This window comes from Bacillus sp. es.036, from assembly GCF_002563635.1.
In the GTDB taxonomy this organism is placed as follows: domain Bacteria; phylum Bacillota; class Bacilli; order Bacillales; family Guptibacillaceae; genus Guptibacillus.
Genome location: NZ_PDIZ01000001.1, coordinates 2,117,049 through 2,138,168 on the forward strand (window position 1 = coordinate 2,117,049; position 21,120 = coordinate 2,138,168).

Below are 21,120 nucleotides of genomic sequence, written 5' to 3' on the forward strand. Positions count from 1 at the left end.
TGTATCCTCCTTTCGCAAATAGAATCGGCGTTGTTTGGAAATCTTATACGGGAAAGTTGCATTTTCAAACATGAAAAGTTGATAAATGTGTCGGTTTTTGATTACAATTGAATTATTGCAATATGAGTTCATTTGAACTTTTATCATATTGAGCATTAGTGGGGAGGTTTTTGTAGAATGCTTCATGCAGCTGTCTTGCTACCTTTTCTGGCAGCGTTTTTCATCCCGTTGCTTTATCGGGGCGTGAAACAAGTCCATTTAGGATGGTTTGTTCTTTTAGTTCCGATTCTTCTATTCGGGTATTTTCTTACGTTTATACAGGGAGTTATGCAGGGTGTACATACACTAAAAACGTTTGAGTGGATTCCATCACTTGGAGTGAACGTTACATTCTATATCGATGGTCTTGGCCTGTTTTTCGCGCTTTTGATCACTGGAATTGGATCTCTTGTCGTTCTATATTCCATCTATTATTTAAGTAAAGCGGAAAAACTTGGCCATTTTTATGTTTATCTTCTATTGTTTATGGGAGCTATGCTTGGGGTTGTGTTATCGGATAATTTATTTGTTCTTTACACATTCTGGGAACTAACAAGCATCTCATCATTTCTACTTATCGGCTACTGGTATCAAAGAGAAAAATCGACTTCTGGTGCCCTCAAGTCCATGATGATTACTGTATTCGGTGGTCTTGCGATGCTTGGTGGTTTTATATTAATGGCCGACATTACAGGAACTGCAAGCATTCGAGGGATTATTGAGAATGGGGAAATGATTGTTAACTCAACTCTCTTTCCATTTATCCTTATTCTTGTACTTCTTGGAGCCTTTACAAAATCGGCTCAATTCCCATTTCATACGTGGTTGCCTGATGCTATGGAAGCACCAACGCCAGTTAGTGCCTTTCTTCATTCAGCTACGATGGTTAAAGCAGGTATCTATCTAGTCGCTAGATTGAGTCTTATCTTCGCTGGGACAGACCTTTTCTTTTTAATTGTCAGTGGTTTTGGTTTACTCACACTATGCTGGGGATCCTATATGGCTGTTACACAAACCGATTTGAAAGCGATACTTGCCTATTCTACGATCAGTCAACTTGGAATGATCATGGCGATGTTAGGCTTTGGTACAGAACTAGCTATTCTTGCTGCTGTATTCCACATTTTAAACCATGCGACATTTAAAGGGAGTCTCTTTATGGTTGCGGGTATTATTGATCATGAAACAGGAACGCGGGATATTAGAAAGCTCGGAGGACTATTTACATTCATGCCGATTACGGCCACATTAGCCTTCTTTGGCACGTTCTCTATGGCCGGATTTCCGCTACCATTTTTAAACGGCTTCCTAAGTAAAGAAATGTTTTTTGATTCATCACTTCATTTTGAAAATGCTTCTACAATTGTTGAGGCTGTATCACCTTTCTTCCCATATTTTGCTGTTGGTGGAAGTATCTTTACATTCATCTATTCCATCATGCTATTCTTCCGTACGTTTACCGGGAAACAGAGGGAAACATTACCGAAACAGCCGCACGAAGCACCAATTGGCATGCTTATTTCACCTATAGTACTTGTTTTGCTTGTCATCATTATTGCGTTTATCCCGGATGCATTTGGCCATGCACTTCTATCGCCAATGGTCGATGCCATTAATGGCTCCGTCGGGGAAACACATATTAAATTTTGGCATGGCTTCGGACCGGCCCTTTATATGAGCCTCGCCGTTCTCATTCTAGGTTCTGCATTGTACCTGACGCGAGAAAAATGGCAGCATGTTTACAAGGCGTTACCAGGTAAATTATCTGCTGCAAAAGCTTACGATGGTCTCATAAACGGACTGATCAACGGCTCAAGAAAATTAACAAATGTTTATATGACTGGTTCTCTTCGTCATTACATGATTTATATTTTCGTCTTTTTCATTGCCTTAGTTGGGATTACAATGAGCGTAACTGGCGGTTTTCAAATTAACTTTGATGACCTGGCACCAATCGCTATACCTGAAGTAATGATTGCGATTGTAATGGCGGGTGCTGCTATCGCTACGATTTTCATGAAAAACCGCATTGCAGCCATTTTAGTTCTTGGAATTGTTGGGTATGGACTATCTCTTCTCTTCGTCTTTTTCCGAGCACCGGATCTCGCACTAACACAGCTTATTGTTGAGACGGTTACTGTTGCTCTATTTTTACTTTGTTTTTATCACCTACCTAACTTTGATAAAAAGAAAGAATCCAAAAGAACAAATGCCGTTAACTGGGTTATTTCGATATCAGTCGGTGTTCTTGTCACAATGGTAGGTATCGCTTCTCATAGCACAAAGCTTTTTGAACCGATCTCCGACTATTTCCTAAAGAACTCTTATAAATTAGGCGGAGGAGATAACGTGGTTAACGTGATTCTTGTTGACTTCCGTGGACTGGATACGATGCTTGAAATCCTTGTGCTTGGACTAGCCGCTCTTGGTATTTATACAATGATCAAACTTCGTCCAGGTAAGAAGGAGGGAAATGATTAATGGAAATCATCATGTCTGTGCTTGCAGGAATTCTTTTCACTGCAGGGGTTTATATGATTTTGCAGAAACAAATTCTTAAAATCATTATCGGTACGGCACTGTTGTCTCATGGGGCTCACTTATTTATTATTACGATGGGAAAGTTGAATCGTGGGAAACCACCAATTCTATCTGAGGGAGTAACGAGCTACGCTGATCCGCTCCCCCAGGCCCTGATTTTAACTTCCATTGTTATTAGCTTTGGGGTGACTTCATTTCTTCTTGTGCTAGCGTATCGGACGTACCAAACGAATGGTACCGATAATATGGAGAAATTGAGGGGTAATGACCATGAGTAACCTAGCTATACTTCCAATTTTATTACCGCTCTTAACAGGAATCATTCTTGTATTCTTGAATAAGCGGTTACCGCTTGTAAGATTGATCACCCGTATCATGGTTCTAGTAAACCTTGCAGTTGTTTCAATTATTGCTTTTAACGTTATTCAAAATGGAACGATTGTGCTAAAAGCAGGTGATTGGACAGTGCCTTATGGCATTGTTCTCGTCGCTGATCCACTTGCTATGCTACTCGTTGTTACAGCGAATATCATCTCGGTTGCATGTGCTTTCTATGCGTTTAAATCACTAGATGAACAGCGTGAGCGGTACTACTTTTATCCGCTCTTTCAGCTTCTAATTGCAGGGGTAAGTGGAGCCTTTTTAACAGGAGACTTGTTTAACTTATTCGTATTTTTTGAAGTTCTCTTAATTGCTTCATACGGGTTAATTGTTCTTGGAGGCACGAAAGAACAATTCAGAGAGTCATTTAAATACATTATTATCAACTTGTTCTCTTCAATGCTCTTTGTTACAACCGTATCCTTTCTTTATGCAGTAGTTGGAACAGTAAATATGGCTCAATTGGCAGAACGTGTAGGGGAAGTCCAACAAGATGGTGTCTTAACAACCATTGCTATACTCCTCCTTATTGTATTTGCAACAAAGGGAGCACTATTTCCGCTATATTTCTGGCTACCTAAGTCTTACACTGTTCCACCAACCGTTATTTCAGCATTATTTGGTGCACTCCTTACGAAAGTTGGAGTCTACTCGATTCTTAGAGTTTTCTCATTGATTTTTGTCTATAACCTTTCTGTAACGCACCAAGTTTTACTTATCATGGCTGGTTTTACACTTGTATTTGGGGTGATAGGAGCTTTGTCAACGAATAATGTACAACTTATTATCGCCTACAATATCATCCCGGCAGTTGGCTATATGATTCTAGGCATTGGCGTCTTCTCAGCTACTGCACTTGCAGGAACTGTTTATTACCTCCTACATGATATGATTATTAAAGCGGCGCTCTTCTTCCTTGTAGGTGCTATGGTTGCTTATGCTGGCACTTCAGATTTAAGGAAGATGGGTGGCATTATTAAAAACCAACCACTACTTGGATGGCTCTTTTTCATTGGTGCACTCGCACTTGCAGGGTTACCGCCTTTTAGTGGATTTATCGGTAAGCTTTTGATTCTAAGAGGAGCGTTTGAAGAAGGCCATTATGTACTGGGCGTAATTGGCTTAGTGACAAGTCTCTTAATTCTCCTATCTGTTATTCGCATCTTTATTAATGGTTTCTGGGGCGAGCCTAAATCGGAATACGTACAAAGTGGAAATTCTATTAACGGTAAGATCTTGCCAGCTGCCTTTCTATTAGTGTTCACCGTATTCCTTGGACTAGGTGCAGAGTTTATTTATCCTACTGTCCAAACTATTGCAGATCAAATGATTGATCCAGCAAACTATATTGATTCCGTCATGAAGGAGTAGATGGCATGCCAATTCAAATTATCATTAATCTCATAATTGCCGTTCTCTGGATGTTTCTTTTTGAAAGCTACTCTTTTAGTACATTTTTTATCGGTTACTTATTTGGGATTGGGCTGCTCCTCTTAATGGAGCGTTTTATTCCAGATCGATTTTATTTCTATCGTCTCTGGGCAATTATTAAATTGTTGTTCTTGTTTATTAAAGAATTGTTAATGGCCAATGTACAAGTCGTTAAACTCGTCTACAGTCCTAAGCTTAAAATGGAACCTGGTATTATTGAAGTTCCTATTGACGTTCGCACAAACTGGGAAATAACAATGCTTGCGAATCTAATCACGTTAACTCCCGGTACGCTAACGGTTTCAGTTGCACCTGACAATATGCACATCTATATTCATGCGATGGATGCTCCTGATGCTGATGAAGTCATTAAGGAAATTAAAGGAACATTTGAGAAAGCGATTATGGAGGTGACAAGATGACTTCCCTTTTATCTACCGTATCAACGATCTGTATCGTCATCATTGCGATCTCCACTTTGTTTTTACTTTATCGAGCCATAAAAGGACCTTCGAATCCTGATCGGGCAGTTGCACTAGATACAATCGGCATTAATTTAATGGCAATAGCTGGTATTCTAGCAATTAAACTAGAAACTGAATATTTCAATGATATTATTCTTCTCATTGGAATCCTTGCTTTTATAGGGACAGTAGCTATCGCTAAATTTTTGGAAAAGGGTGTTATCATTGAAAGAAGTCGTGATTAGCATTTTTATGCTTATCGGTACGTTTTTCCTTTTTTCTGGAGCGCTGGGAATTTTTCGACTTCCTGACGTATACACTCGTCTACACGCCGCTTCAAAAAGTGCTACGCTAGGAGTAGCAGGGATCCTCATCGCTGCATTCCTTTATTTTATTTTCGAACAACAAATGGTGAGCGGTAAACTTATTTTGGGAATTATTTTCATCCTTATGACAGCGCCGGTCTCTGGACATATGATTTCAAGAGCTGCCTATCAAAAAGGAGTCCCTCTATGGGAAAAGACGACGAGAGATGATCTTGATAAAGCGCAACAAAAAAAAGCAAGCACGAACAAGGGTTAATCCCTATCGTGCTTGCTTTTTCACATTCGCGAAAACGTTCATTAACGATAATTTGCGTAATAATAGTACCCGCCGCCAATCACAAGCAATAAAACAAGCAGTACAACAATTAAAGCAAAGTACCCTCCTCCATAGCCTGGATATGGATATGGGTATGGCGGATAGGGATATCCACAGCCAGGATAGCCGTAACTCATACGCCCCCTCCTTTTCTCCCTTAGACATTCTTCTGGTAGATAGTATAGTCTATGAAAGATTCGAATAGGATGTATGGACATTGGCGGAGTTTTCTAAATTCATCACTATCGCTGTTCATCCGTTTCTTAATGCTCTACAATTAGGAGGGGTATGAAGCCTTGCAATTACTAAAAGGGGTCGATATCAATGACAACATCAATGAAAACAATAACACCCACATATGACCCATGGGAAGCTTATATGGATGTTGAAGAATACGGAAGTATGATACTTTCTAATATTGAACTAACGACAACGACACTATGCAATATGCGGTGTGAGCACTGTGCAGTTGGTTATACTCTTCAACCAAAAGATCCTGATCCGCTTCCACTGGACCTTTTGACTGGTAGACTAGACGAAGTGGAAAAACTTCGTGCACTAAGCATTACAGGTGGCGAGCCAATGCTATCTATGAAATCAGTGAAACAATATGTAGCGCCACTACTTAAATATGCCCATGACCGAGGGGCACGCACACAAATAAACTCCAACCTAACGCTTGATCGAAAGCGATACGATCTTATTCTACCTTATTTGGATGTTTTACATATTTCTCATAACTATGGAAGTATTGAAGATTTTACTGACATTGGTTTTGCAGTAATGGAACGTAAACCTTCGATCGCCCAACGAGAGTCCTATTTTCATCGCATGGTTGAAAACGCAAAAGATTTAACTTCTAAAGGAGTAATCGTTTCAGCCGAGACTATGATTAATCGCAGAACAATTCCGAATATCGTTAGCATTCATAAACAAATTGCAGAGATGGGTTGTCAGAGACATGAGATTCATCCAATGTACCCTTCAGATTTTGCTTCTGATTTAGACATTGCTTCATTGGATGAAATTCGTGAAGGTATACACCGTCTATTAGACAACCGAGATCCCGACGTCTGGCTGCTATTTGGAACACTGCCATTCTACCCGTGTAATTCAAATCCAGAAGATCTCAAACTTCTAGAAAGATTATATGCTGAGCCAAACGTAACAGTTAGAAATGATCCAGATGGTCGCTCAAGGTTAAACTTAAACATATTTGACGGGGACATCATCGTCACTGATTTTGGTGACACTCCTCCACTTGGGAATATTAAAGACACAAATTTAAATGACGCTTATCAAAAATGGCAAGAGAGTAAAGTTGCTAAAAGCATAAGCTGCCACTGTCCAGCAGTGAAATGTCTAGGTCCTAACCTTCTTGTTAAAGATGCCTATTACAAAAATATCGACTTTTTACAAAAAGAGACAAATATTTCTCTTTAAACCTCCAATTTCGGGGGTTTTTTTACTCATTTTTGTATCTAATCACAATTTCAGCTTTCACTTCTTTGAAGATAGGGTATAATACCTATCGTAATCTATAGGAGTGTGATACTTGTGAGGAAAAAAGTATGGATTCTGGTATTAGTTGCCGGTTCTCTAGCTATTTTACTAGCGCTGGCTGAAAATCAAACCGATTTTCTTAGAACCAATGCAAACGAAATGCCCGAGAACGATTCAGAATCTAAGAAGAAAAACATTACGTACTATACCAAATATTATCAAACGAAAAAGAGCATATATGACTCTTATACTCACAAAGACAGTGAGACAATTTTCCTTGGTGATAGCTTGACTGATTATTATGAATGGGGAGAAGCTCTCAGTGATCACGAGGTATTAAATCGAGGCATTGCTGGTGATACAACCACTGGAGTACTTAACCGAATCGATGAGGTGGTAAAAGCGAAACCTGATCGGGTGTATTTATTAATTGGGATTAACGATATGATTGCAGGTCAGTCTATTAATAAAATTGAGACAAACTATAAGCAGATTCTTGATATTCTGAAGACGCGATCTCCTAATACAAAGGTGTACGTTCAAAGTTTGTTCCCCGTTAACACGGCATTAACTGGTCATCCTCTTAATAACGCCACAATTCGTGATTTAAACAAGCGTTTAGAAGACCTCTCAAATCTGTATGATTATCAATATATCGATATTTATCCAGAGCTAGTCGAATTTGGGCAGTTGAATAAAGATTTTACGTTCGATGGTCTTCATCTCAATGGAGAAGGTTATCGCATTTGGACTCGAAAAATTCTTTCTACGTACAATACAAATGAAGATGCTGAAAAGTAATCACAACAATTCAGCAATCCGTTATCGCTTTTTCGCTTTTGTGTGTTAAACTACAATAGACCAACCTTAAAATGCTTCGGAGGGAAACCTTCGGAGTTCTTTTTTTAACTCCTCACTGGAATTTACTTTGGAATTCTTTCAAAGAGTATAACGCTAGAATTTGTTCAACCTTAAATGTTCGAACATCCCCTCTTAAGTAACAGTACCCAATAATTTCTTGTTCGTTTACATGGAGTATCCTAACAATTCTCTTAGTAATCTTGTTTTGCCCAGAAACATAGATCATTTCTACTTTTTTCTGATGTTTTAAGTGGTTTTTTATATTCTTATACATGAGACACTTCCTTCCCATACGATCATTTGTTCTTATTGTATGCCAAACAAACGTTCTTAACCACTACATTTCATCGATTGACATTGCTCTTTTTTCCATTTGGAAGTTAGGCTGAGTAAATTAAAAAACCCCGCTTTTTAGCAGGGTTACGCACCACTTTCTTTTCGATTTCGATAAAACTCATGAAACAATTTCATTAGTGCTCTTTTTTCAATTCTAGAAACATAACTTCGAGAAATACCAAGCTGCCTCGCAATTTCCCGCTGTGTCAATTCTTTTTCAAGGTTTAAACCAAACCGTCCCACAATGACTTCCTTTTCACGATCATCTAGAATATGAATGTATTCATAGATCTTCTTTTTCTCCATATTAAGTTGAATTAACTCTACAATATCTTCCGTTTCTGCTTTTAAAACGTCAATAAGTGAAATCTCATTGCCTTCCTTATCCTGACCGATTGGATCATGTAGAGACACATCTTTTTTTGTCTTTTTCAAAGCCCGTAAGTGCATGAGAATTTCGTTTTCAATACACCTTGCTGCATAGGTTGCTAGCTTTGTGCCTTTATCTGTTGAATAACTTTCAATTGCTTTGATTAAACCAATTGTACCGATCGAGATAAGATCTTCAGGATCTTCGCCAGTATTTTCAAACTTTTTCACAATATGGGCCACGAGACGGAGGTTGTGTTCGATGAGCCGATTTCTTGCATCTTCATCTCCTTCAGCCATTAATTCTAAATACTTTCTTTCATCTTTTCTAGAAAGAGGCTGGGGGAAGGCATTGTTTTTCACAAATGAGACAAAGAAAAGAACTTCCTTACAAACGTAAGCAAGTGCTGCCAGTAAGGACACATACTCACCTCCCATTGATGGGCTGTTACTATATCTTAAGCTTATGTAATTGCCTACCCCCACGTGTCTGTCCTTCTGGAATTTTAGATCAAAAAAATAAGACGCCCCTCAGAAAGCAAACGTCTCATCACTCATCATGATTTCTCTTCTTTTCTTTTATCCATTTCTCAGACATAAACTCTTCCCTTAAATAACGATGATGAGCTGAATACCGACCATATTTCATACGTATTACTGCAAGAATCGCAACAATTCCTCCAACACCCGTTAGTTCAAACCATTCCATACACTGCCACACTCCTCATATGACAGTGTATTCATCTAAACAATGATTGCTACCTTATCGATTCGTCTCAAATAATTGTCTAAGCATCTCATCATTTACGATAAGATCAGCCAATTGATATTGATCTAAAACTTCAAAATATGCTGTCAGAGCAGAATGAAGAACGTGCTTTAAACGACATGCAGGACTGATTACACATGAATTGTTTTCTTTATCAAAGCACTCCACTAAATTAAAATCCTCTTCGGTACTTCTGACAACTTCTCCAACGTTAATTTCCTTAGGGAGTTGGGCCAATCTTAACCCTCCATTCCTCCCTCTTATTGTCTCGATATATCCTTTTTTTCCAAGTTCATGTGCGACTTTCATAAGATGATTTTTCGAGATTTGATAAGCATCTGCAATTTCTTGTATGCTTGCTAAGTTATTTTTTTTCATACTCCCAAGATAAATTAGCATTCTTAAAGAGTAATCGGTATAATTTGTTAATCGCATGGTCATTCAACCTCTTTTCACTCCTATGTTCATAGGTCTATTTTATCATATCATTAAAAACTTAACGTTATGTAATGCTCTAGATAAGATGTGAACATTCTTTTAAAGATTCATTTTGGATATTGCTTTTAGGAGGAATAACCGCTACCATAAAGATATATTCAAAATACATCTTTAACTCAACTGGAGGTTTTTTTATGTTATCACCCAAAACAATAGCAACGATTAAATCGACTGTACCTGTTCTAGAAATTCACGGAACTGACATTACGAAACGCTTTTATAACATGCTCTTCACGAACCATCCTGAACTGTTAAATATTTTTAATCATGCTAATCAAAAACAAGGCAAGCAGCAGCAAGCTCTCGCGAACGCAGTTTATGCTGCAGCAAAAAACATTGATCAATTAGAAGCCATTCTACCCGTTGTAAAACAGGTTGCTCATAAGCATAGAAGCCTAGGGGTTCAACCAGAGCATTATCCAATCGTAGGAGAATATTTATTAAAAGCCATTAAAGATGTTTTAAAAGATGATGCTACAGAAGAAATTCTTCAAGCATGGGAAGAGGCATACGGGGTGATTGCTGATGTTTTTATTGAAGTAGAAGAAGAAATGTACCAAGATGCTGCAAAACAGCCTGGTGGTTGGGAACAGGAGCGTATTTTTGTTGTTGATCGTAAGGAACAGGAAAGTGACGTTATCACATCGTTTTACTTAAAGCCACTTGACGGAAAACCAATTGCATCGTTCAAATCTGGACAATATATTAGTGTAAAAGTATCGATTCCAGATGATCAATATACTCATATTCGTCAATACAGTCTCTCGGACGTACCTGGAAAACCTTATTATAGAATCTCTGTCAAAAAAGAAGCCAACCCCGCAAAGCCTGATGGTATTGTTTCTAATTATTTACATGATCATGTCGGAGTAAACGATCAGCTTACCGTTACTGCTCCAGCAGGAGATTTTTATTTACAAAAGTCAACAGCTCCAATTGTCCTCTTGAGTGGTGGTGTAGGGATTACTCCTATGCTTAGCATGCTAAAGAGCAGTGCGCTTCAACATAGAAAAACAACATTTATTCATGCAGCACTTAACGGAAATGTTCATGCTTTTCACCGTGAAGTTCTCTCTCTTGAACACCCTTCTCTAGATTATTTCGTCTGTTACGAAGCGCCGACAGAAAACGATGCTGATAAAAAGAGCTATAATAAAGAAGGCTTTATCACAAGCGACTGGTTAAAAGAAATATTGTCTCTTGACGCAGAGACTCAGTATTATTTCTGCGGACCTCTTCCATTTATGAAAGCTATTAAAGTTGCGTTAACAAACCTCGGTGTAGAAGAAAAGAATATGCATTTTGAATTTTTTGGCCCTGCTGTTGCGCTTGAACCCGCTATGTCATAAGTAAGCCTATTTAAAGAATAAAGAAGCGCCTTGATGGCGCTTCTTTACATAGAAATAATAACTTTTTGATTCCTCTCTTTAATAAATGAACTAATCTCTTCCCAATCTTTTTCGAATGGAAGATAAGGCACAAAGATTGGTTTTTCCATGTTCCCATTAATAATGGCAACGACGGGCGAGCCATTAACTTTGCCAAACATTACTTTTTTCACAGAAGAAAAAGCAACACTTCGACAACTCAATCCAAGTAGTTTATGTTCAATACGATACTCAGTTAATTCAATTCGCTGTGTTCGAATACAAAAGCTAAGGAAGATACAAAACGACACATAAATTAAGCCGATCAGCATGAAGTTTCGCCAGCGTTCGAATGATAAATCACCTTTAACCCACAATAAGAAGGTACCAAAGCAAACGACAATGCCGTAGACGAGAAACATGAACAGTTCAATCGCTCTCACTTTCGGATAATACGTTTTGATTACCTTCATGATCGTCACACCTTTACATGAGATGGCTAAAATCATAGTTTTTTAACTATAGTAACAAGGTGGAACGATTTTGTATATCCTTTCTAAAAAGTCTTTTCTACTGAATAATTTCTCTCTCCCCGTAAAGATCCATTGATTGATTCCTCACAGTAACAAGAATATGAGACAACTCTGGTATCAGTTTCATTGCAAATTTCCAGGCATTGTCTTCTATGATGATCGACAACTGCCTCTTCTTGTTTACACATCGTGTACTTGACCTCTCTTTCGCTAACAGGACAAGGCTTCTGTCAGCGGCGTGACCAAGTTCGTGTGCCACTATCACGGTAAAATAGTCATTCAAATGGTCATCAGAACCGAATAGAAGAATACATTGTTTCCTTACCTCTTCCATATAAATCGTGATCATATTCGTTTCTAACGAATACTTTCCCCCAATTAATCGTTCACCAGGAAAATAGTCTGTTAGTTGAATTGGTACATTCATGCTAGCCTGTTTCTGTAGCCTGCGTACGATTGAATGAAGTACACCAGAATAGTCTTTCATATGCGAAACTCCTTTGTGATGTAAATCGAACGTTTCATCTATTCATACGCAAAAAAAAGAGACCTTATTCAGGTCCCTTTCTAATCTTATTTCCACCAATTATCGAAAATGGTCGCTGCCATATTTCGCTTATGCTTTGTTTTGCTAAAATGATTTTCAATCGTTTTGGCTGCTTCTTCAGGTACTTCTCTTCCTTCAAGATAATCATCAATATGATTATAGCTTACTCCAAGTGCTTCTTCATCTGGAAGAGAAGGGCGATCATCTTCAAGATCAGCTGTTGGCACTTTTTCTACAAGATGATCTGGCATCCCAATGTCTTCCAGAATAGATCTACCCTGTCGCTTATTTAAACCGAAAAGTGGAGTAATGTCGCATGCCCCATCCCCATGTTTGGTATAAAAGCCTGTCACAGCTTCTGCAGCATGGTCCGTTCCAATGACAAGCTTTTTCTCGTCTCCTGCAATATTGTATTGCGCAATCATGCGTTCTCTTGCTTTATTATTGCCTTTTGTAAAGTCAGTTAAGTTATTACCCGTAGCTTCTAGATAACTTGAAACGGATGCATCAACAGCAGGCTTTACGTTGATGGTAACCGTTTGATCCGGTTTAATAAATTTTAAAGCAGCCTGGGCGTCATCTTCGTCTTTCTGTTCACCGTATGGCAATCTGACGGCAATAAAGGAAGCATCGATTCCTTCTTCCCGTAGTTCTTCAACAGCCATCTGAGCAAATTTTCCTGCAAGTGATGAATCCTGTCCACCTGAAATCCCCAGGACGAACCCTGTTGTTCCGCTTTTCTTTAAATATTCCTTTAAAAACCCTACTCGCTTCGTCACTTCTTCTTTTACATCAATTGTTGGCTGCACACCAAGTTCTTGAATGATTTCTTTTTGCATTTCTCTCATTCTCAATCACTCCTTTTTAAGAACACATCTTATATTTTTATACATTAAGCGCTAGTAATCAATACCCCTTCCTATTCTTTTAAAAACTGTTTCCCCATATGTACTCTTCTATTGTAAATCGAAAGAATAGATTTGATTCAGTTCTGAAAAGAATATTCAAAATAAAAAGGCAGGATTACACCTGCCTTTATTTATTAATGATGGATATAGAAGCTTTGCTTGTATTGATTGGCATCAATTATTTCCCGTCTTCTTTTATCGTTTAACTCTTGATCAAGCGTTTGCCGATAACGATTGATCGTGACAGTAATTGTGACAAATACTAAGTTTAAAGTCATTCCGCTCCACTCCCTTCTTCGTTTATTCGTTTCAGGTTAACCCTTTCTCTACAGTGATCCATTTTTGAATAGCGCATTTTTTTAAGGCGATCCTCATTTTACTCTTCCTTTCATTACATAATGTTAGAACATCCTGAACTGTTTTTCGTGGACCTGATTCATTTCGCTTTTTACTCGCATATCATTTTTTTCTTCCTCCAACGTTCGCTCATGAACGCGAATACCAATTGTTACAAATACTAAATTTATCGTTAACATGATCATTTCTCCTTATTTTGTATTGAATTAGGACAACCACATTGAAGCTCGATCTCGTTTAGATTCAGCTTCTGACATGCGTTCGTGAATGGAGCGCTGATGAAGCTCAGATGAGAGACTTCGGTCAAAAACGCTTTTCATTTTTGTTATGATCATTAGATGGAATGGCAACATGTTAACGACCTCCTTTCGGTTCAGTTATTTCAGGGGACCCATTTTCTCCTTTTCTCTTGCACATTAAACATCACGTTTCCTTTAATAACCAATTTAATTCCTCCTCTCAAAATTTGGACACAAAAAGCCGCAGGGCATGAGCCTGCGGCTAAAAAAGCATAGAAATACCGCAGGCGTCGACCTGCGGCTTTTCAATCCGTTAGTAAAAAAGGATTCCCCTTAAAGAGGCGCTGGTCGAACAGATCGTTCATATTGAGTTACAGTAGCTTTTACTTTCATCATCTTCATCATTCTGTTCGACCTCCTTTTTTCATAATTGTTTACAAAGGTAAGTATATCCATCACTTCCATTTTTGTAAACCATTTTTACTAAATTACCTAAATATTTTATTAAAAAGAATATTTTCGACAATCATCGTCGGAATTTACTTTAACCTCATTACCTCTGCAGAAAGCATGAAAGTTCTGTTAAAGAGGACATACATATGTATAAAGCGGAGGTGAACATATGCTGAACGTGACAACAATCGTCCTCTTTATCATTGGGTTCCTTGCTGTGTTTGGAGTAACAGCTACGATTCAAATTAGTATTCAAATGAAGAAATGGCTGAGAGATATTGAAAATGCAGAAGTTCAAAATGATGCAACGGCTTATACAGCACCATGGATTCAAAACGTGATTAAGGAGTATAAATCCTACCATTTAGCAGGCGTTTCTCAAGTCAATACGCAAGCGCTTATTGAAAAACATTTTTTTAAAGAATCGGTTCCTCTGTTTGGTTTTGCTCGTGTTCCTGCTGGAGGCATGATGCGATTTATGCAGCAGCTCCCACCGACCTCTATTATCATCGGGATATTAGGAACATTTATTGGGTTAACGCTTGCCATTTCTTCCATGCAAGAAACGCTTATGTTTCTATCACAAAAGCCAGAAGATGCCAATTTAAATCTAGCTTCTGTTATTGAAGCGATTTCTAGTCCATTTCAAGGTATGAGCGTTGCTTTTATTACGAGTATAGCCGGCATTGGAAATGCTCTTTTTTTAACGCTAATCCAAAATGGTGTATTAACGAATGGACGGACGACAGCCTATTATTTAGAGAAAATCATATCCGATTGCGAGTCGTTTCTTGATCATAATTTGAATGCAAGCTTAACTCAGGAAAAACCTCATGATGAAATGGAGCGAATTTTGGACCGCCTAGCGGGACGAATTCAAGAAAGCTTTCATGAAACGCTTGGAGATTTCTCAACGAACATGGTTAACTTTACATCTGGGCTTGAACAGGCGATGCAAGACGTTAAAGCAACATTGTCAGCGCAGCGTGAATATACGGAACAGTTTTCAAATAGCACAACGACATTAGAAGCATTCGGTGTGAAGCTTCAAGAGTCCTTTACACAACTAGACGGGGTTCAAGAAAAAGCTACGAACGGTATTATCGAACTTGGCAATCGATTAAAAAATCTTGAGAGTCAGCTTCAGTCTTTATCAAAGCATCATGAAGCAGGACAGCGTAAATTCGAGCAGCTCGTTCAACGTTCTGATCAATTAATCAAAGATACCCAGAAGAAATCAGAGGAGACAGGGCAGCATTATTTGAGAGGACTGGATGAACAAATGCAGCGTTTCCAGGGCTCACAAGAGGAGCTTGAGCGGCGTGTTCATCAAATGCAGGACGAATGGTATTACCGCTACCAGGATAAACAGAATCAATATGGGAGAGCATCTCAAGAATTTGCTGAATCAGTATCCCAACTTGAAAAAGCGTGGTATAGCTCTCTTGATAAAATTAAACGGGAAGCACTCGAACCGATTATCCATCGAATGGAACGCGATCAGCGTGATCAGCCTCTTCAGCATGAAATGAGAGCCCTTTCAAACAGCATTGATTCTCTTTACCAGGGGCTGGCTCGCGAGCTTAAAGATATTCAACATCAGCTAGCAGAATCACACCAGCTACAGCTACGCCTCTATGAAGAGCAAATGCGTCGTCAATCAATGGCCCAGCAGCATGTTCAATCTAGAATAATTGGTGACAATCGATGAAAAATCGAAAAAGACGCTTTCAAATCCAGGGTGATGAGGAACACTATTGGCCTAGTTTTGCAGATATGATGGCAATGATCGTTCTCGTCATGCTTTTTATTGCAATTATTGCCTTCGTTCAAATGATTTATGACGCTTATGATCAAACCGTTATGAAACAAGAACTAGCAAAAGTAGCGGATGTAAAAAAGCATATTAGTGATTTAATTGAAGAACAGTTAGAAGAAAATGTTGGAAAAGACAAGATTGTGCGTGGGCCAAACAATACGATTTCAGTTGAGGGGGATATTTTATTTGACACGGGAAGTGCTGAAATTAGTGAGGAAGGAAAACGAGTATTAAACGATTTAGCAGATGTTTTTGCAAATTTAATTGACGAGGAAGACATTAGTCAATATCTCTACATCATTTTAATTGAAGGACACACTGACAAAGTCCCTTATGATAACTGGAAACTTTCAGCTGATCGTTCTGTAGCTGTCGTTAAAGAACTAATGAAGGCGAACCCAAAGCTTAATTCACCTGAGTACGCAAAATATTTAGCCGCAACAGGTTACTCAGAATACAAACCGGTTGTCGAAGAAGACACGAATGAAGCATACGAGAAAAACAGACGTATCTCATTCCAAATTATTCTTGATGATGAGAAATGGCAGGGGCGGCTGAAAGAAATTATGACTTATTAAGCTCAATTACGCATCAAAGAATAATAAAAGCCGCTTCCTATTATTTAAGGAATCGGCTTTACATTGTTGTATTTCATCTATTAGTTAAGAATTCATGTTTTGCTCATTTATTTTTTTCTGTATGGCGATAGCGCGAGAATAAAAGAAAATCGCAATCCCAACTAGTAAAAATCCTCCACCAGTCAGTATAAGGGCAGCGCCATCCGTCTTTCCTTGAACCGGGAGAAAAGAACCAATATATAAGAAAACACTAAGACTAAGCAATACAAACGCAAATCGCTTATAGTCTGTCATTTTGTCTTGAAGTTGCTTCATAGTGCTCACCTCTCTCGGCTTTTATTCTATCATAAAAAACCAAGGTACTAGAGATGTAACTCTTTCCAGTCGTCTATAAGCCCTTACCCGGTGAATCGGATAAGGGCTTTCTACTTTATCCTAATGCATTTGAAAGGTCTTCAATCAGATCCTCTGCATCTTCAAGTCCAACAGAAATACGAACAAGCCCTTCGGTAATGCCGAGCTCTGCTCGTCGATCTTTTGGAATAGAAGCATGCGTCATTCGTGCAGGAACGGAAATTAAGCTTTCTACTGCTCCTAAGCTTTCAGCTAAAGTGAAATATTTCACTTTACTTAATAGCTCATCTGCCTTCTCTGCACTTCCAATATCAAAGGAAATCATCCCACCGAATCCACGGGATTGATTTACAGCAATATCATTACCAGGATGTGTACTTAACCCTGGATAGTAGATTTTTTCCACGGAAGGATGCTTACTAAGGAATTGGACGATTTTACCTGTGTTTTTTTCATGTTCTTCCATTCGTACACCCAGCGTTTTCAACCCTCTAATAAGCAACCACGAATCTTGTGGTCCAAGAATAGCCCCGGCAGAATTTTGAACAAAATGAACTTCTTCCGCAAGCTCTTTAGAATTAACGACAACAAGTCCTGCCACAACGTCACTATGTCCACCTAAATATTTGGTAGCTGAATGCACAACGATATCGGCCCCATGATCAATTGGGTTTTGCCAATATGGTGTATTAAAGGTATTATCAACGATTGTTAAAAGATTATGGTCTTTAGCAAGTTTCGAAATAGCTTGGATATCTGTAACCTTCAATAACGGATTCGTTGGGGTTTCAACAAAAATGGCTTTTGTATTACCTTTTATCGCTTCTTTTACTACGTCTAAATCAGTTGTATTAACAAATGTGGATTCAATGCCGAGACGATTTAACACCTTTGTCATTACACGATACGTTCCTCCGTATACGTCATCTGTCATGACCACATGATCTCCAGAATCGAACATCATCATTACAGAGGAAATGGCTGCCATTCCAGACCCAAATGCGAAACCTGCGAAACCATTTTCAAGGTCTTTAATTAACTCTTCAAGAGCGTGACGAGTTGGGTTTCCTGTCCTCGAATATTCATAGCCGTTGAACTTGCCAACTGCTTCTTGTTTATACGTACTAACCTGGTAGATTGGTACTGAGACCGCACCCGTTTGCGGATCACCAGTAATCCCACCATGAATGAGTTTTGTTTTTGGCTTCATTGCTTAAATGCCTCCCTCATAAATCTTCTTACTTAAGTATCGTTCACTACTATCTGGAAAGATCGTAGCAATATTCGTTCCTGGACGGGCTTGCTGTGCTTCAATAAGAGCAGCTTCAAGGGCCGCTCCTGAAGAACTACCTACTAAAAGACCTTCTTTTTCAGCAAGCTCTCTTACACGTTTGAAAGCAACGTCATCTGTCACAGTGTGAATACTGTCAAAGTAAGCGTCATCCATGTAATCTGGTAAAAATTCCATACCGATTCCCTCTGTTTTATGAGGCCCAGACTCTCCACCGTTTAAAATAGATCCTTCAGGTTCAACAATGACCGTTTTCACATTCGGATTCTGCTCCTTTAAATAGCGAGCTGTCCCCATGAACGTTCCACCCGTTCCTGCACCAGCTACGAAAACGTTAAGCTCCCCGTCAAGCTGCCTCCACAGTTCTGGGCCGAGCGTTTTATAATAAGTGAGAGGGTTAGCTGGGTTTCCGAACTGACGAGGCATATATGAATTGGGAATTTCCTTAATAAGTTCCTCAGCTCGGGCAATTGCACCCTTCATTCCTTGTTCAGTAGGGGTATTCACGATTTTGGCACCTAGTGCTCGCATTAAATCTTGTTTCTCTATGCTAAACTTCTCAGGGACCACAAACATGACAGTATACCCACGATTGACAGCTGCAAGAGCGAGGCCAATGCCTGTATTTCCTGCAGTAGGTTCGATAAATGTTCCACCCGGAGCTATTCGATTTTGCTCAATGGCTTCCTGAAGTAACTCCTGTCCGAGTCGATCTTTAATACTACCTCCAGGATTATAGAACTCAAGCTTAGCGAAAAGGCGAACGCCCTTCGGTATATCAAAATGATGAAGCTCGATGACCGGAGTTCGGCCGACGAGCTCATGAATGTTATGAAAGATTTCCATAGTGTGAAACCCTTTCTATTCAGCAAACACAATATGCCATTCGTCACGGTGTGTCAGCATTTCGTCTGCAATTTCTTTAGCTCCTTCTAAGCTGTGGTTAGCAGCCCATCCACACTGAACTTCATTGCATGCTGGTACTTCATCAGCATTAAGCACATCCTGTAATGTTTTCTCGAGAACTTCTAAGATCTCATCATAATTAGAGTGATTCAGAACCGCTAGATAAAATCCTGTTTGACAACCCATTGGCCCAATATCAACAACATTATCCATATGGTTACGAATATTTTCAGCCATTAAGTGTTCAATGGAATGGAGCCCTGCCATTTCCATATGTTCTTTATTTGGTTGCTTAAATCGAATATCGTATTTGTAAATTTCATCACCGTTTGGCCCTTTTGTTACACCTACAAGACGAACATATGGGGCTGCTACTTTTGTATGATCAAGATTGAAACTTTCTACATTCATTTTTTTAGCCATTCTTCTTCAACTCCTCCACTAGATTTAAAATTAAGTTTGCTGAATTAATTGAAGCTGTTTCTAGAAATTGATCGAAAGAAATATTTGATTCTTTCCCAGCAATATCAGAAAGCGAGCGGATAATGACAAAAGGTGTACCAAATTGATAGCAAACTTGTGCAATCGCTCCAGCTTCCATCTCTGCAGCGTCGAGATTGGATAGTTTTGATCTAACGTATTCCACTCTATCTGCGTCATTCATAAATGAATCGCCTGTTGCGATCATCCCTTTCACTACCTGGTGCTCCGTTACTTTCTCTGCGCTTCTTTCAGCCGCTTCAACAAGCATGCTATTTGGTTCATAAAGCGCCGGCATTTGAGGAACCTGGCCATATTCGTAACCGAAAATGGTAGCATCCACATCATGGTAGCGAACTTCGGAAGAAATCACGATGTCGCCTACTTTTAGTTCAGGATTAAATCCACCTGCAGAACCTGTATTTAGAATATAATCTGGTTTAAATAGTTGATTCATTAATGTCGTACCGATAGCCGCATTCACCTTACCAATGCCTGATTTTAAGAGAACGACCTCCTGGCCATCAATGCTTCCTGTAGTGAACTCAGATCCTGCAATCACCTGTTCTTCTCTGTGATCAAGACGGTCACGTAAAATTCTTACTTCTTCTTCCATTGCTCCAATAATACCGATCTTCATGATGTACTCCTTTACCTGTTCAATTTTTAACGGCTTCCATCAGCCAAACAAAATCATTTAGCTGAGTAAACACAACTCGAAATCCATGTTGTTGGAAAAGTTCCTCTAATACTGGAATGGTTGTATAATATTCCGTTTGCAAGTCCTGTAGCAAATTGTAATATCCCTTTGCTTTCACTTTCTCATGCATCTTTATTCTAGCATTCTCATCTTTGAATGCTGTATCCGCAAATACAATTTTATCATTTTGCCCCAGTAGTTGGCTATATTTGTGAATAGCGGTCTTTTTTTCTTCATCAGTGAGGTGGTGAAATGCATAGGTACTCACGATTGTTTGTACAGGTTTGGTCGGAGTTGGGAAAACCATAAAGTCCCCATCATAAAACGTGACATCTGGTAACCTTTCACTTGCCTTTTCTCTCATCGCTTTTGACGGTTCTACCCCAGTTACTTCCAGTCCTTTATTGAGTAAAATAGAAGTTAGATTCCCTGTTCCAACACCAAATTCTAAAACGTGTCCTGAGGAAGCTTGAGCGACTGAAGATAAGATTCCATCGTAGCCTTTAAAAACGTCCCGATACTCTTCATCCTGTCCAGACACTGTTGTATCGTAAGAGTCTGCCCAACGCTCAAATAAATCAATAAACTCTCTTCCCATTACTGTCACATCGCTTTCCGAAATTTAATTCATACTATTAAGGTATGAATAATATGCATTATGGTTCTAACTTATCATATTCTTTTTTGAATATCAATTTGTATGATTTAAAAAAAATGTGTAGACTGATAGATGGTCGCATTTTAAGGAGGAGCA

General features: G+C 38.9%; 28 protein-coding genes. 11 read left to right on the top strand and 17 right to left on the bottom strand.

Translation table 11 applies throughout. From position 1 onward, the window contains the following. Window positions 1-177: 177 nt before the first annotated feature. From ATG70_RS10900 to mnhG, 6 genes are read left to right on the top strand one after another with little or no spacing between them, the layout of a single operon-like run. Entirely contained in the window at window positions 178-2,520 is a 2,343-nt protein-coding gene (locus tag ATG70_RS10900) for a Na+/H+ antiporter subunit A (protein ID WP_098444327.1), read from the top strand. Beyond that, entirely contained in the window at window positions 2,520-2,858 is a 339-nt protein-coding gene (locus ATG70_RS10905; RefSeq protein WP_098444328.1) for a Na(+)/H(+) antiporter subunit C, read from the top strand. The genes ATG70_RS10900 and ATG70_RS10905 overlap by 1 nt, the downstream gene beginning before the upstream one ends. Beyond that, the gene (locus tag ATG70_RS10910; protein WP_098444329.1) at window positions 2,851-4,332 is read left to right on the top strand and encodes a Na+/H+ antiporter subunit D; all 1,482 of its coding nucleotides are present in this window, start codon (window positions 2,851-2,853) and stop codon (window positions 4,330-4,332) included. The genes ATG70_RS10905 and ATG70_RS10910 overlap by 8 nt, the downstream gene beginning before the upstream one ends. 5 nt (window positions 4,333-4,337) lie before the next feature. Next, a complete protein-coding gene (locus tag ATG70_RS10915; protein ID WP_098444330.1) occupies window positions 4,338-4,814 on the top strand; it encodes a Na+/H+ antiporter subunit E in 477 nt (158 codons plus the stop codon). Further along, window positions 4,811-5,101 (top strand): Na(+)/H(+) antiporter subunit F1, encoded by a 291-nt coding sequence (locus ATG70_RS10920; RefSeq protein WP_098444331.1) that lies wholly within the window; start codon window positions 4,811-4,813, stop codon window positions 5,099-5,101. The genes ATG70_RS10915 and ATG70_RS10920 overlap by 4 nt, the downstream gene beginning before the upstream one ends. Beyond that, complete coding sequence (gene mnhG / locus ATG70_RS10925; protein WP_306472702.1) at window positions 5,073-5,438, top strand: monovalent cation/H(+) antiporter subunit G; 366 nt, start codon at window positions 5,073-5,075, stop codon at window positions 5,436-5,438. The genes ATG70_RS10920 and mnhG overlap by 29 nt, the downstream gene beginning before the upstream one ends. A 41-nt stretch (window positions 5,439-5,479) precedes the next feature. Here mnhG and ATG70_RS22495 read toward each other — a convergent pair whose 3' ends face one another. After that, complete coding sequence (locus ATG70_RS22495; RefSeq protein ID WP_168212300.1) at window positions 5,480-5,635, bottom strand: hypothetical protein; 156 nt, start codon at window positions 5,633-5,635, stop codon at window positions 5,480-5,482. A gap of 187 nt (window positions 5,636-5,822) precedes the next feature. Between ATG70_RS22495 and yfkAB the strand changes: the two genes are divergently transcribed. Then, complete coding sequence (gene yfkAB / locus ATG70_RS10930; protein WP_098444333.1) at window positions 5,823-6,941, top strand: radical SAM/CxCxxxxC motif protein YfkAB; 1,119 nt, start codon at window positions 5,823-5,825, stop codon at window positions 6,939-6,941. 114 nt (window positions 6,942-7,055) lie between these two features. Beyond that, window positions 7,056-7,802 (top strand): GDSL-type esterase/lipase family protein, encoded by a 747-nt coding sequence (locus ATG70_RS10935; protein ID WP_098444334.1) that lies wholly within the window; start codon window positions 7,056-7,058, stop codon window positions 7,800-7,802. A 112-nt stretch (window positions 7,803-7,914) separates the two neighbouring features. Here ATG70_RS10935 and ATG70_RS23030 read toward each other — a convergent pair whose 3' ends face one another. The 4 genes from ATG70_RS23030 to ATG70_RS10950 form a co-directional block, all read right to left on the bottom strand. Beyond that, the gene (locus ATG70_RS23030) at window positions 7,915-8,154 is read right to left on the bottom strand and encodes a WYL domain-containing protein (protein ID WP_441296374.1); all 240 of its coding nucleotides are present in this window, start codon (window positions 8,152-8,154) and stop codon (window positions 7,915-7,917) included. 128 nt (window positions 8,155-8,282) lie between these two features. Beyond that, window positions 8,283-8,990: an RNA polymerase sporulation sigma factor SigK gene (sigK, locus tag ATG70_RS10945; RefSeq protein WP_159783352.1), complete on the bottom strand. Its 708-nt coding sequence runs from the start codon at window positions 8,988-8,990 to the stop codon at window positions 8,283-8,285. Window positions 8,991-9,117: 127 nt separating this feature from the next. Next, on the bottom strand, window positions 9,118-9,276 hold the full coding sequence (locus ATG70_RS22500; protein ID WP_179886251.1) for a hypothetical protein: 159 nt from the start codon (window positions 9,274-9,276) through the stop codon (window positions 9,118-9,120). Window positions 9,277-9,330: 54 nt separating this feature from the next. Then, entirely contained in the window at window positions 9,331-9,771 is a 441-nt protein-coding gene (locus ATG70_RS10950; RefSeq protein ID WP_098445792.1) for an Rrf2 family transcriptional regulator, read from the bottom strand. Between the two features lie 197 nt (window positions 9,772-9,968). Here ATG70_RS10950 and hmpA point away from each other — a divergent pair, with 197 nt between their 5' ends. After that, on the top strand, window positions 9,969-11,183 hold the full coding sequence (hmpA, locus tag ATG70_RS10955) for an NO-inducible flavohemoprotein (protein WP_098444336.1): 1,215 nt from the start codon (window positions 9,969-9,971) through the stop codon (window positions 11,181-11,183). A gap of 44 nt (window positions 11,184-11,227) precedes the next feature. Here hmpA and ATG70_RS10960 read toward each other — a convergent pair whose 3' ends face one another. The 6 genes from ATG70_RS10960 to ATG70_RS22510 all read right to left on the bottom strand — a co-directional run bounded on the left by ATG70_RS10960 (window position 11,228) and on the right by ATG70_RS22510 (window position 13,899). Beyond that, window positions 11,228-11,674 carry a hypothetical protein gene (locus ATG70_RS10960; RefSeq protein ID WP_098444337.1) on the bottom strand — a complete coding sequence of 149 codons (447 nt, stop codon included), beginning with the start codon at window positions 11,672-11,674 and terminating at the stop codon, window positions 11,228-11,230. A gap of 97 nt (window positions 11,675-11,771) precedes the next feature. Next, window positions 11,772-12,221 carry a hypothetical protein gene (locus ATG70_RS10965; RefSeq protein ID WP_098444338.1) on the bottom strand — a complete coding sequence of 150 codons (450 nt, stop codon included), beginning with the start codon at window positions 12,219-12,221 and terminating at the stop codon, window positions 11,772-11,774. Window positions 12,222-12,307: 86 nt separating this feature from the next. Continuing rightward, window positions 12,308-13,120 carry an ammonia-dependent NAD(+) synthetase gene (gene nadE, locus ATG70_RS10970; protein WP_218925497.1) on the bottom strand — a complete coding sequence of 271 codons (813 nt, stop codon included), beginning with the start codon at window positions 13,118-13,120 and terminating at the stop codon, window positions 12,308-12,310. 203 nt (window positions 13,121-13,323) lie between these two features. After that, a complete protein-coding gene (locus ATG70_RS22505; RefSeq protein WP_179886252.1) occupies window positions 13,324-13,467 on the bottom strand; it encodes a hypothetical protein in 144 nt (47 codons plus the stop codon). 123 nt (window positions 13,468-13,590) lie between these two features. Next, window positions 13,591-13,725, bottom strand: coding sequence for a hypothetical protein (locus tag ATG70_RS22775; protein WP_257147670.1), 135 nt, complete (start codon window positions 13,723-13,725; stop codon window positions 13,591-13,593). A 27-nt stretch (window positions 13,726-13,752) separates the two neighbouring features. After that, window positions 13,753-13,899 (bottom strand): hypothetical protein, encoded by a 147-nt coding sequence (locus ATG70_RS22510; protein ID WP_160918700.1) that lies wholly within the window; start codon window positions 13,897-13,899, stop codon window positions 13,753-13,755. Between the two features lie 508 nt (window positions 13,900-14,407). Here ATG70_RS22510 and ATG70_RS10975 point away from each other — a divergent pair. Together ATG70_RS10975 and ATG70_RS10980 are read left to right on the top strand one after the other, a co-directional pair. Further along, window positions 14,408-15,949, top strand: coding sequence for a hypothetical protein (locus ATG70_RS10975; RefSeq protein ID WP_098444340.1), 1,542 nt, complete (start codon window positions 14,408-14,410; stop codon window positions 15,947-15,949). After that, window positions 15,946-16,635 (top strand): OmpA/MotB family protein, encoded by a 690-nt coding sequence (locus ATG70_RS10980; RefSeq protein ID WP_098444341.1) that lies wholly within the window; start codon window positions 15,946-15,948, stop codon window positions 16,633-16,635. The genes ATG70_RS10975 and ATG70_RS10980 overlap by 4 nt, the downstream gene beginning before the upstream one ends. A gap of 84 nt (window positions 16,636-16,719) precedes the next feature. On the opposite strand, the gene ATG70_RS10985 is transcribed toward ATG70_RS10980, so the two are convergent. The 6 genes from ATG70_RS10985 to ATG70_RS11010 form a co-directional block, all read right to left on the bottom strand. Beyond that, window positions 16,720-16,950, bottom strand: coding sequence for a YrhC family protein (locus ATG70_RS10985; RefSeq protein WP_098444342.1), 231 nt, complete (start codon window positions 16,948-16,950; stop codon window positions 16,720-16,722). A gap of 115 nt (window positions 16,951-17,065) precedes the next feature. Continuing rightward, on the bottom strand, window positions 17,066-18,199 hold the full coding sequence (locus ATG70_RS10990; protein WP_098444343.1) for a bifunctional cystathionine gamma-lyase/homocysteine desulfhydrase: 1,134 nt from the start codon (window positions 18,197-18,199) through the stop codon (window positions 17,066-17,068). 3 nt (window positions 18,200-18,202) lie between these two features. Beyond that, window positions 18,203-19,126: a PLP-dependent cysteine synthase family protein gene (locus ATG70_RS10995; RefSeq protein WP_098444344.1), complete on the bottom strand. Its 924-nt coding sequence runs from the start codon at window positions 19,124-19,126 to the stop codon at window positions 18,203-18,205. A 15-nt stretch (window positions 19,127-19,141) separates the two neighbouring features. Beyond that, window positions 19,142-19,609: an S-ribosylhomocysteine lyase gene (locus ATG70_RS11000; RefSeq protein WP_098444345.1), complete on the bottom strand. Its 468-nt coding sequence runs from the start codon at window positions 19,607-19,609 to the stop codon at window positions 19,142-19,144. Beyond that, window positions 19,602-20,306, bottom strand: a complete 705-nt coding sequence (mtnN, locus tag ATG70_RS11005) for a 5'-methylthioadenosine/S-adenosylhomocysteine nucleosidase (RefSeq protein WP_098444346.1) — start codon at window positions 20,304-20,306, stop codon at window positions 19,602-19,604. The genes ATG70_RS11000 and mtnN overlap by 8 nt, the downstream gene beginning before the upstream one ends. Before the next feature lie 19 nt (window positions 20,307-20,325). Beyond that, complete coding sequence (locus tag ATG70_RS11010; protein ID WP_098444347.1) at window positions 20,326-20,964, bottom strand: class I SAM-dependent DNA methyltransferase; 639 nt, start codon at window positions 20,962-20,964, stop codon at window positions 20,326-20,328. Window positions 20,965-21,120 lie beyond the last annotated feature (156 nt).

Coding starts and splice junctions, on each gene's coding strand:
- ATG70_RS10900 (WP_098444327.1), top strand. CDS start 178: ATGCTTCATGCAGCTGTCTTGCTACCTTTTCTGGCAGCGTTTTTCATC.
- ATG70_RS10905 (WP_098444328.1), top strand. CDS start 2,520: ATGGAAATCATCATGTCTGTGCTTGCAGGAATTCTTTTCACTGCAGGG.
- ATG70_RS10910 (WP_098444329.1), top strand. CDS start 2,851: ATGAGTAACCTAGCTATACTTCCAATTTTATTACCGCTCTTAACAGGA.
- ATG70_RS10915 (WP_098444330.1), top strand. CDS start 4,338: ATGCCAATTCAAATTATCATTAATCTCATAATTGCCGTTCTCTGGATG.
- ATG70_RS10920 (WP_098444331.1), top strand. CDS start 4,811: ATGACTTCCCTTTTATCTACCGTATCAACGATCTGTATCGTCATCATT.
- ATG70_RS22495 (WP_168212300.1), bottom strand. CDS start 5,635: ATGAGTTACGGCTATCCTGGCTGTGGATATCCCTATCCGCCATACCCA.
- yfkAB (WP_098444333.1), top strand. CDS start 5,823: ATGACAACATCAATGAAAACAATAACACCCACATATGACCCATGGGAA.
- ATG70_RS23030 (WP_441296374.1), bottom strand. CDS start 8,154: ATGGGAAGGAAGTGTCTCATGTATAAGAATATAAAAAACCACTTAAAA.
- ATG70_RS22500 (WP_179886251.1), bottom strand. CDS start 9,276: ATGGAATGGTTTGAACTAACGGGTGTTGGAGGAATTGTTGCGATTCTT.
- ATG70_RS10950 (WP_098445792.1), bottom strand. CDS start 9,771: ATGCGATTAACAAATTATACCGATTACTCTTTAAGAATGCTAATTTAT.
- hmpA (WP_098444336.1), top strand. CDS start 9,969: ATGTTATCACCCAAAACAATAGCAACGATTAAATCGACTGTACCTGTT.
- ATG70_RS10960 (WP_098444337.1), bottom strand. CDS start 11,674: ATGAAGGTAATCAAAACGTATTATCCGAAAGTGAGAGCGATTGAACTG.
- ATG70_RS10965 (WP_098444338.1), bottom strand. CDS start 12,221: ATGAAAGACTATTCTGGTGTACTTCATTCAATCGTACGCAGGCTACAG.
- nadE (WP_218925497.1), bottom strand. CDS start 13,120: ATGCAAAAAGAAATCATTCAAGAACTTGGTGTGCAGCCAACAATTGAT.
- ATG70_RS22505 (WP_179886252.1), bottom strand. CDS start 13,467: ATGACTTTAAACTTAGTATTTGTCACAATTACTGTCACGATCAATCGT.
- ATG70_RS22775 (WP_257147670.1), bottom strand. CDS start 13,725: ATGTTAACGATAAATTTAGTATTTGTAACAATTGGTATTCGCGTTCAT.
- ATG70_RS22510 (WP_160918700.1), bottom strand. CDS start 13,899: ATGTTGCCATTCCATCTAATGATCATAACAAAAATGAAAAGCGTTTTT.
- ATG70_RS10975 (WP_098444340.1), top strand. CDS start 14,408: ATGCTGAACGTGACAACAATCGTCCTCTTTATCATTGGGTTCCTTGCT.
- ATG70_RS10980 (WP_098444341.1), top strand. CDS start 15,946: ATGAAAAATCGAAAAAGACGCTTTCAAATCCAGGGTGATGAGGAACAC.
- ATG70_RS10985 (WP_098444342.1), bottom strand. CDS start 16,950: ATGAAGCAACTTCAAGACAAAATGACAGACTATAAGCGATTTGCGTTT.
- ATG70_RS10990 (WP_098444343.1), bottom strand. CDS start 18,199: ATGAAGCCAAAAACAAAACTCATTCATGGTGGGATTACTGGTGATCCG.
- ATG70_RS10995 (WP_098444344.1), bottom strand. CDS start 19,126: ATGGAAATCTTTCATAACATTCATGAGCTCGTCGGCCGAACTCCGGTC.
- ATG70_RS11000 (WP_098444345.1), bottom strand. CDS start 19,609: ATGGCTAAAAAAATGAATGTAGAAAGTTTCAATCTTGATCATACAAAA.
- mtnN (WP_098444346.1), bottom strand. CDS start 20,306: ATGAAGATCGGTATTATTGGAGCAATGGAAGAAGAAGTAAGAATTTTA.
- ATG70_RS11010 (WP_098444347.1), bottom strand. CDS start 20,964: ATGGGAAGAGAGTTTATTGATTTATTTGAGCGTTGGGCAGACTCTTAC.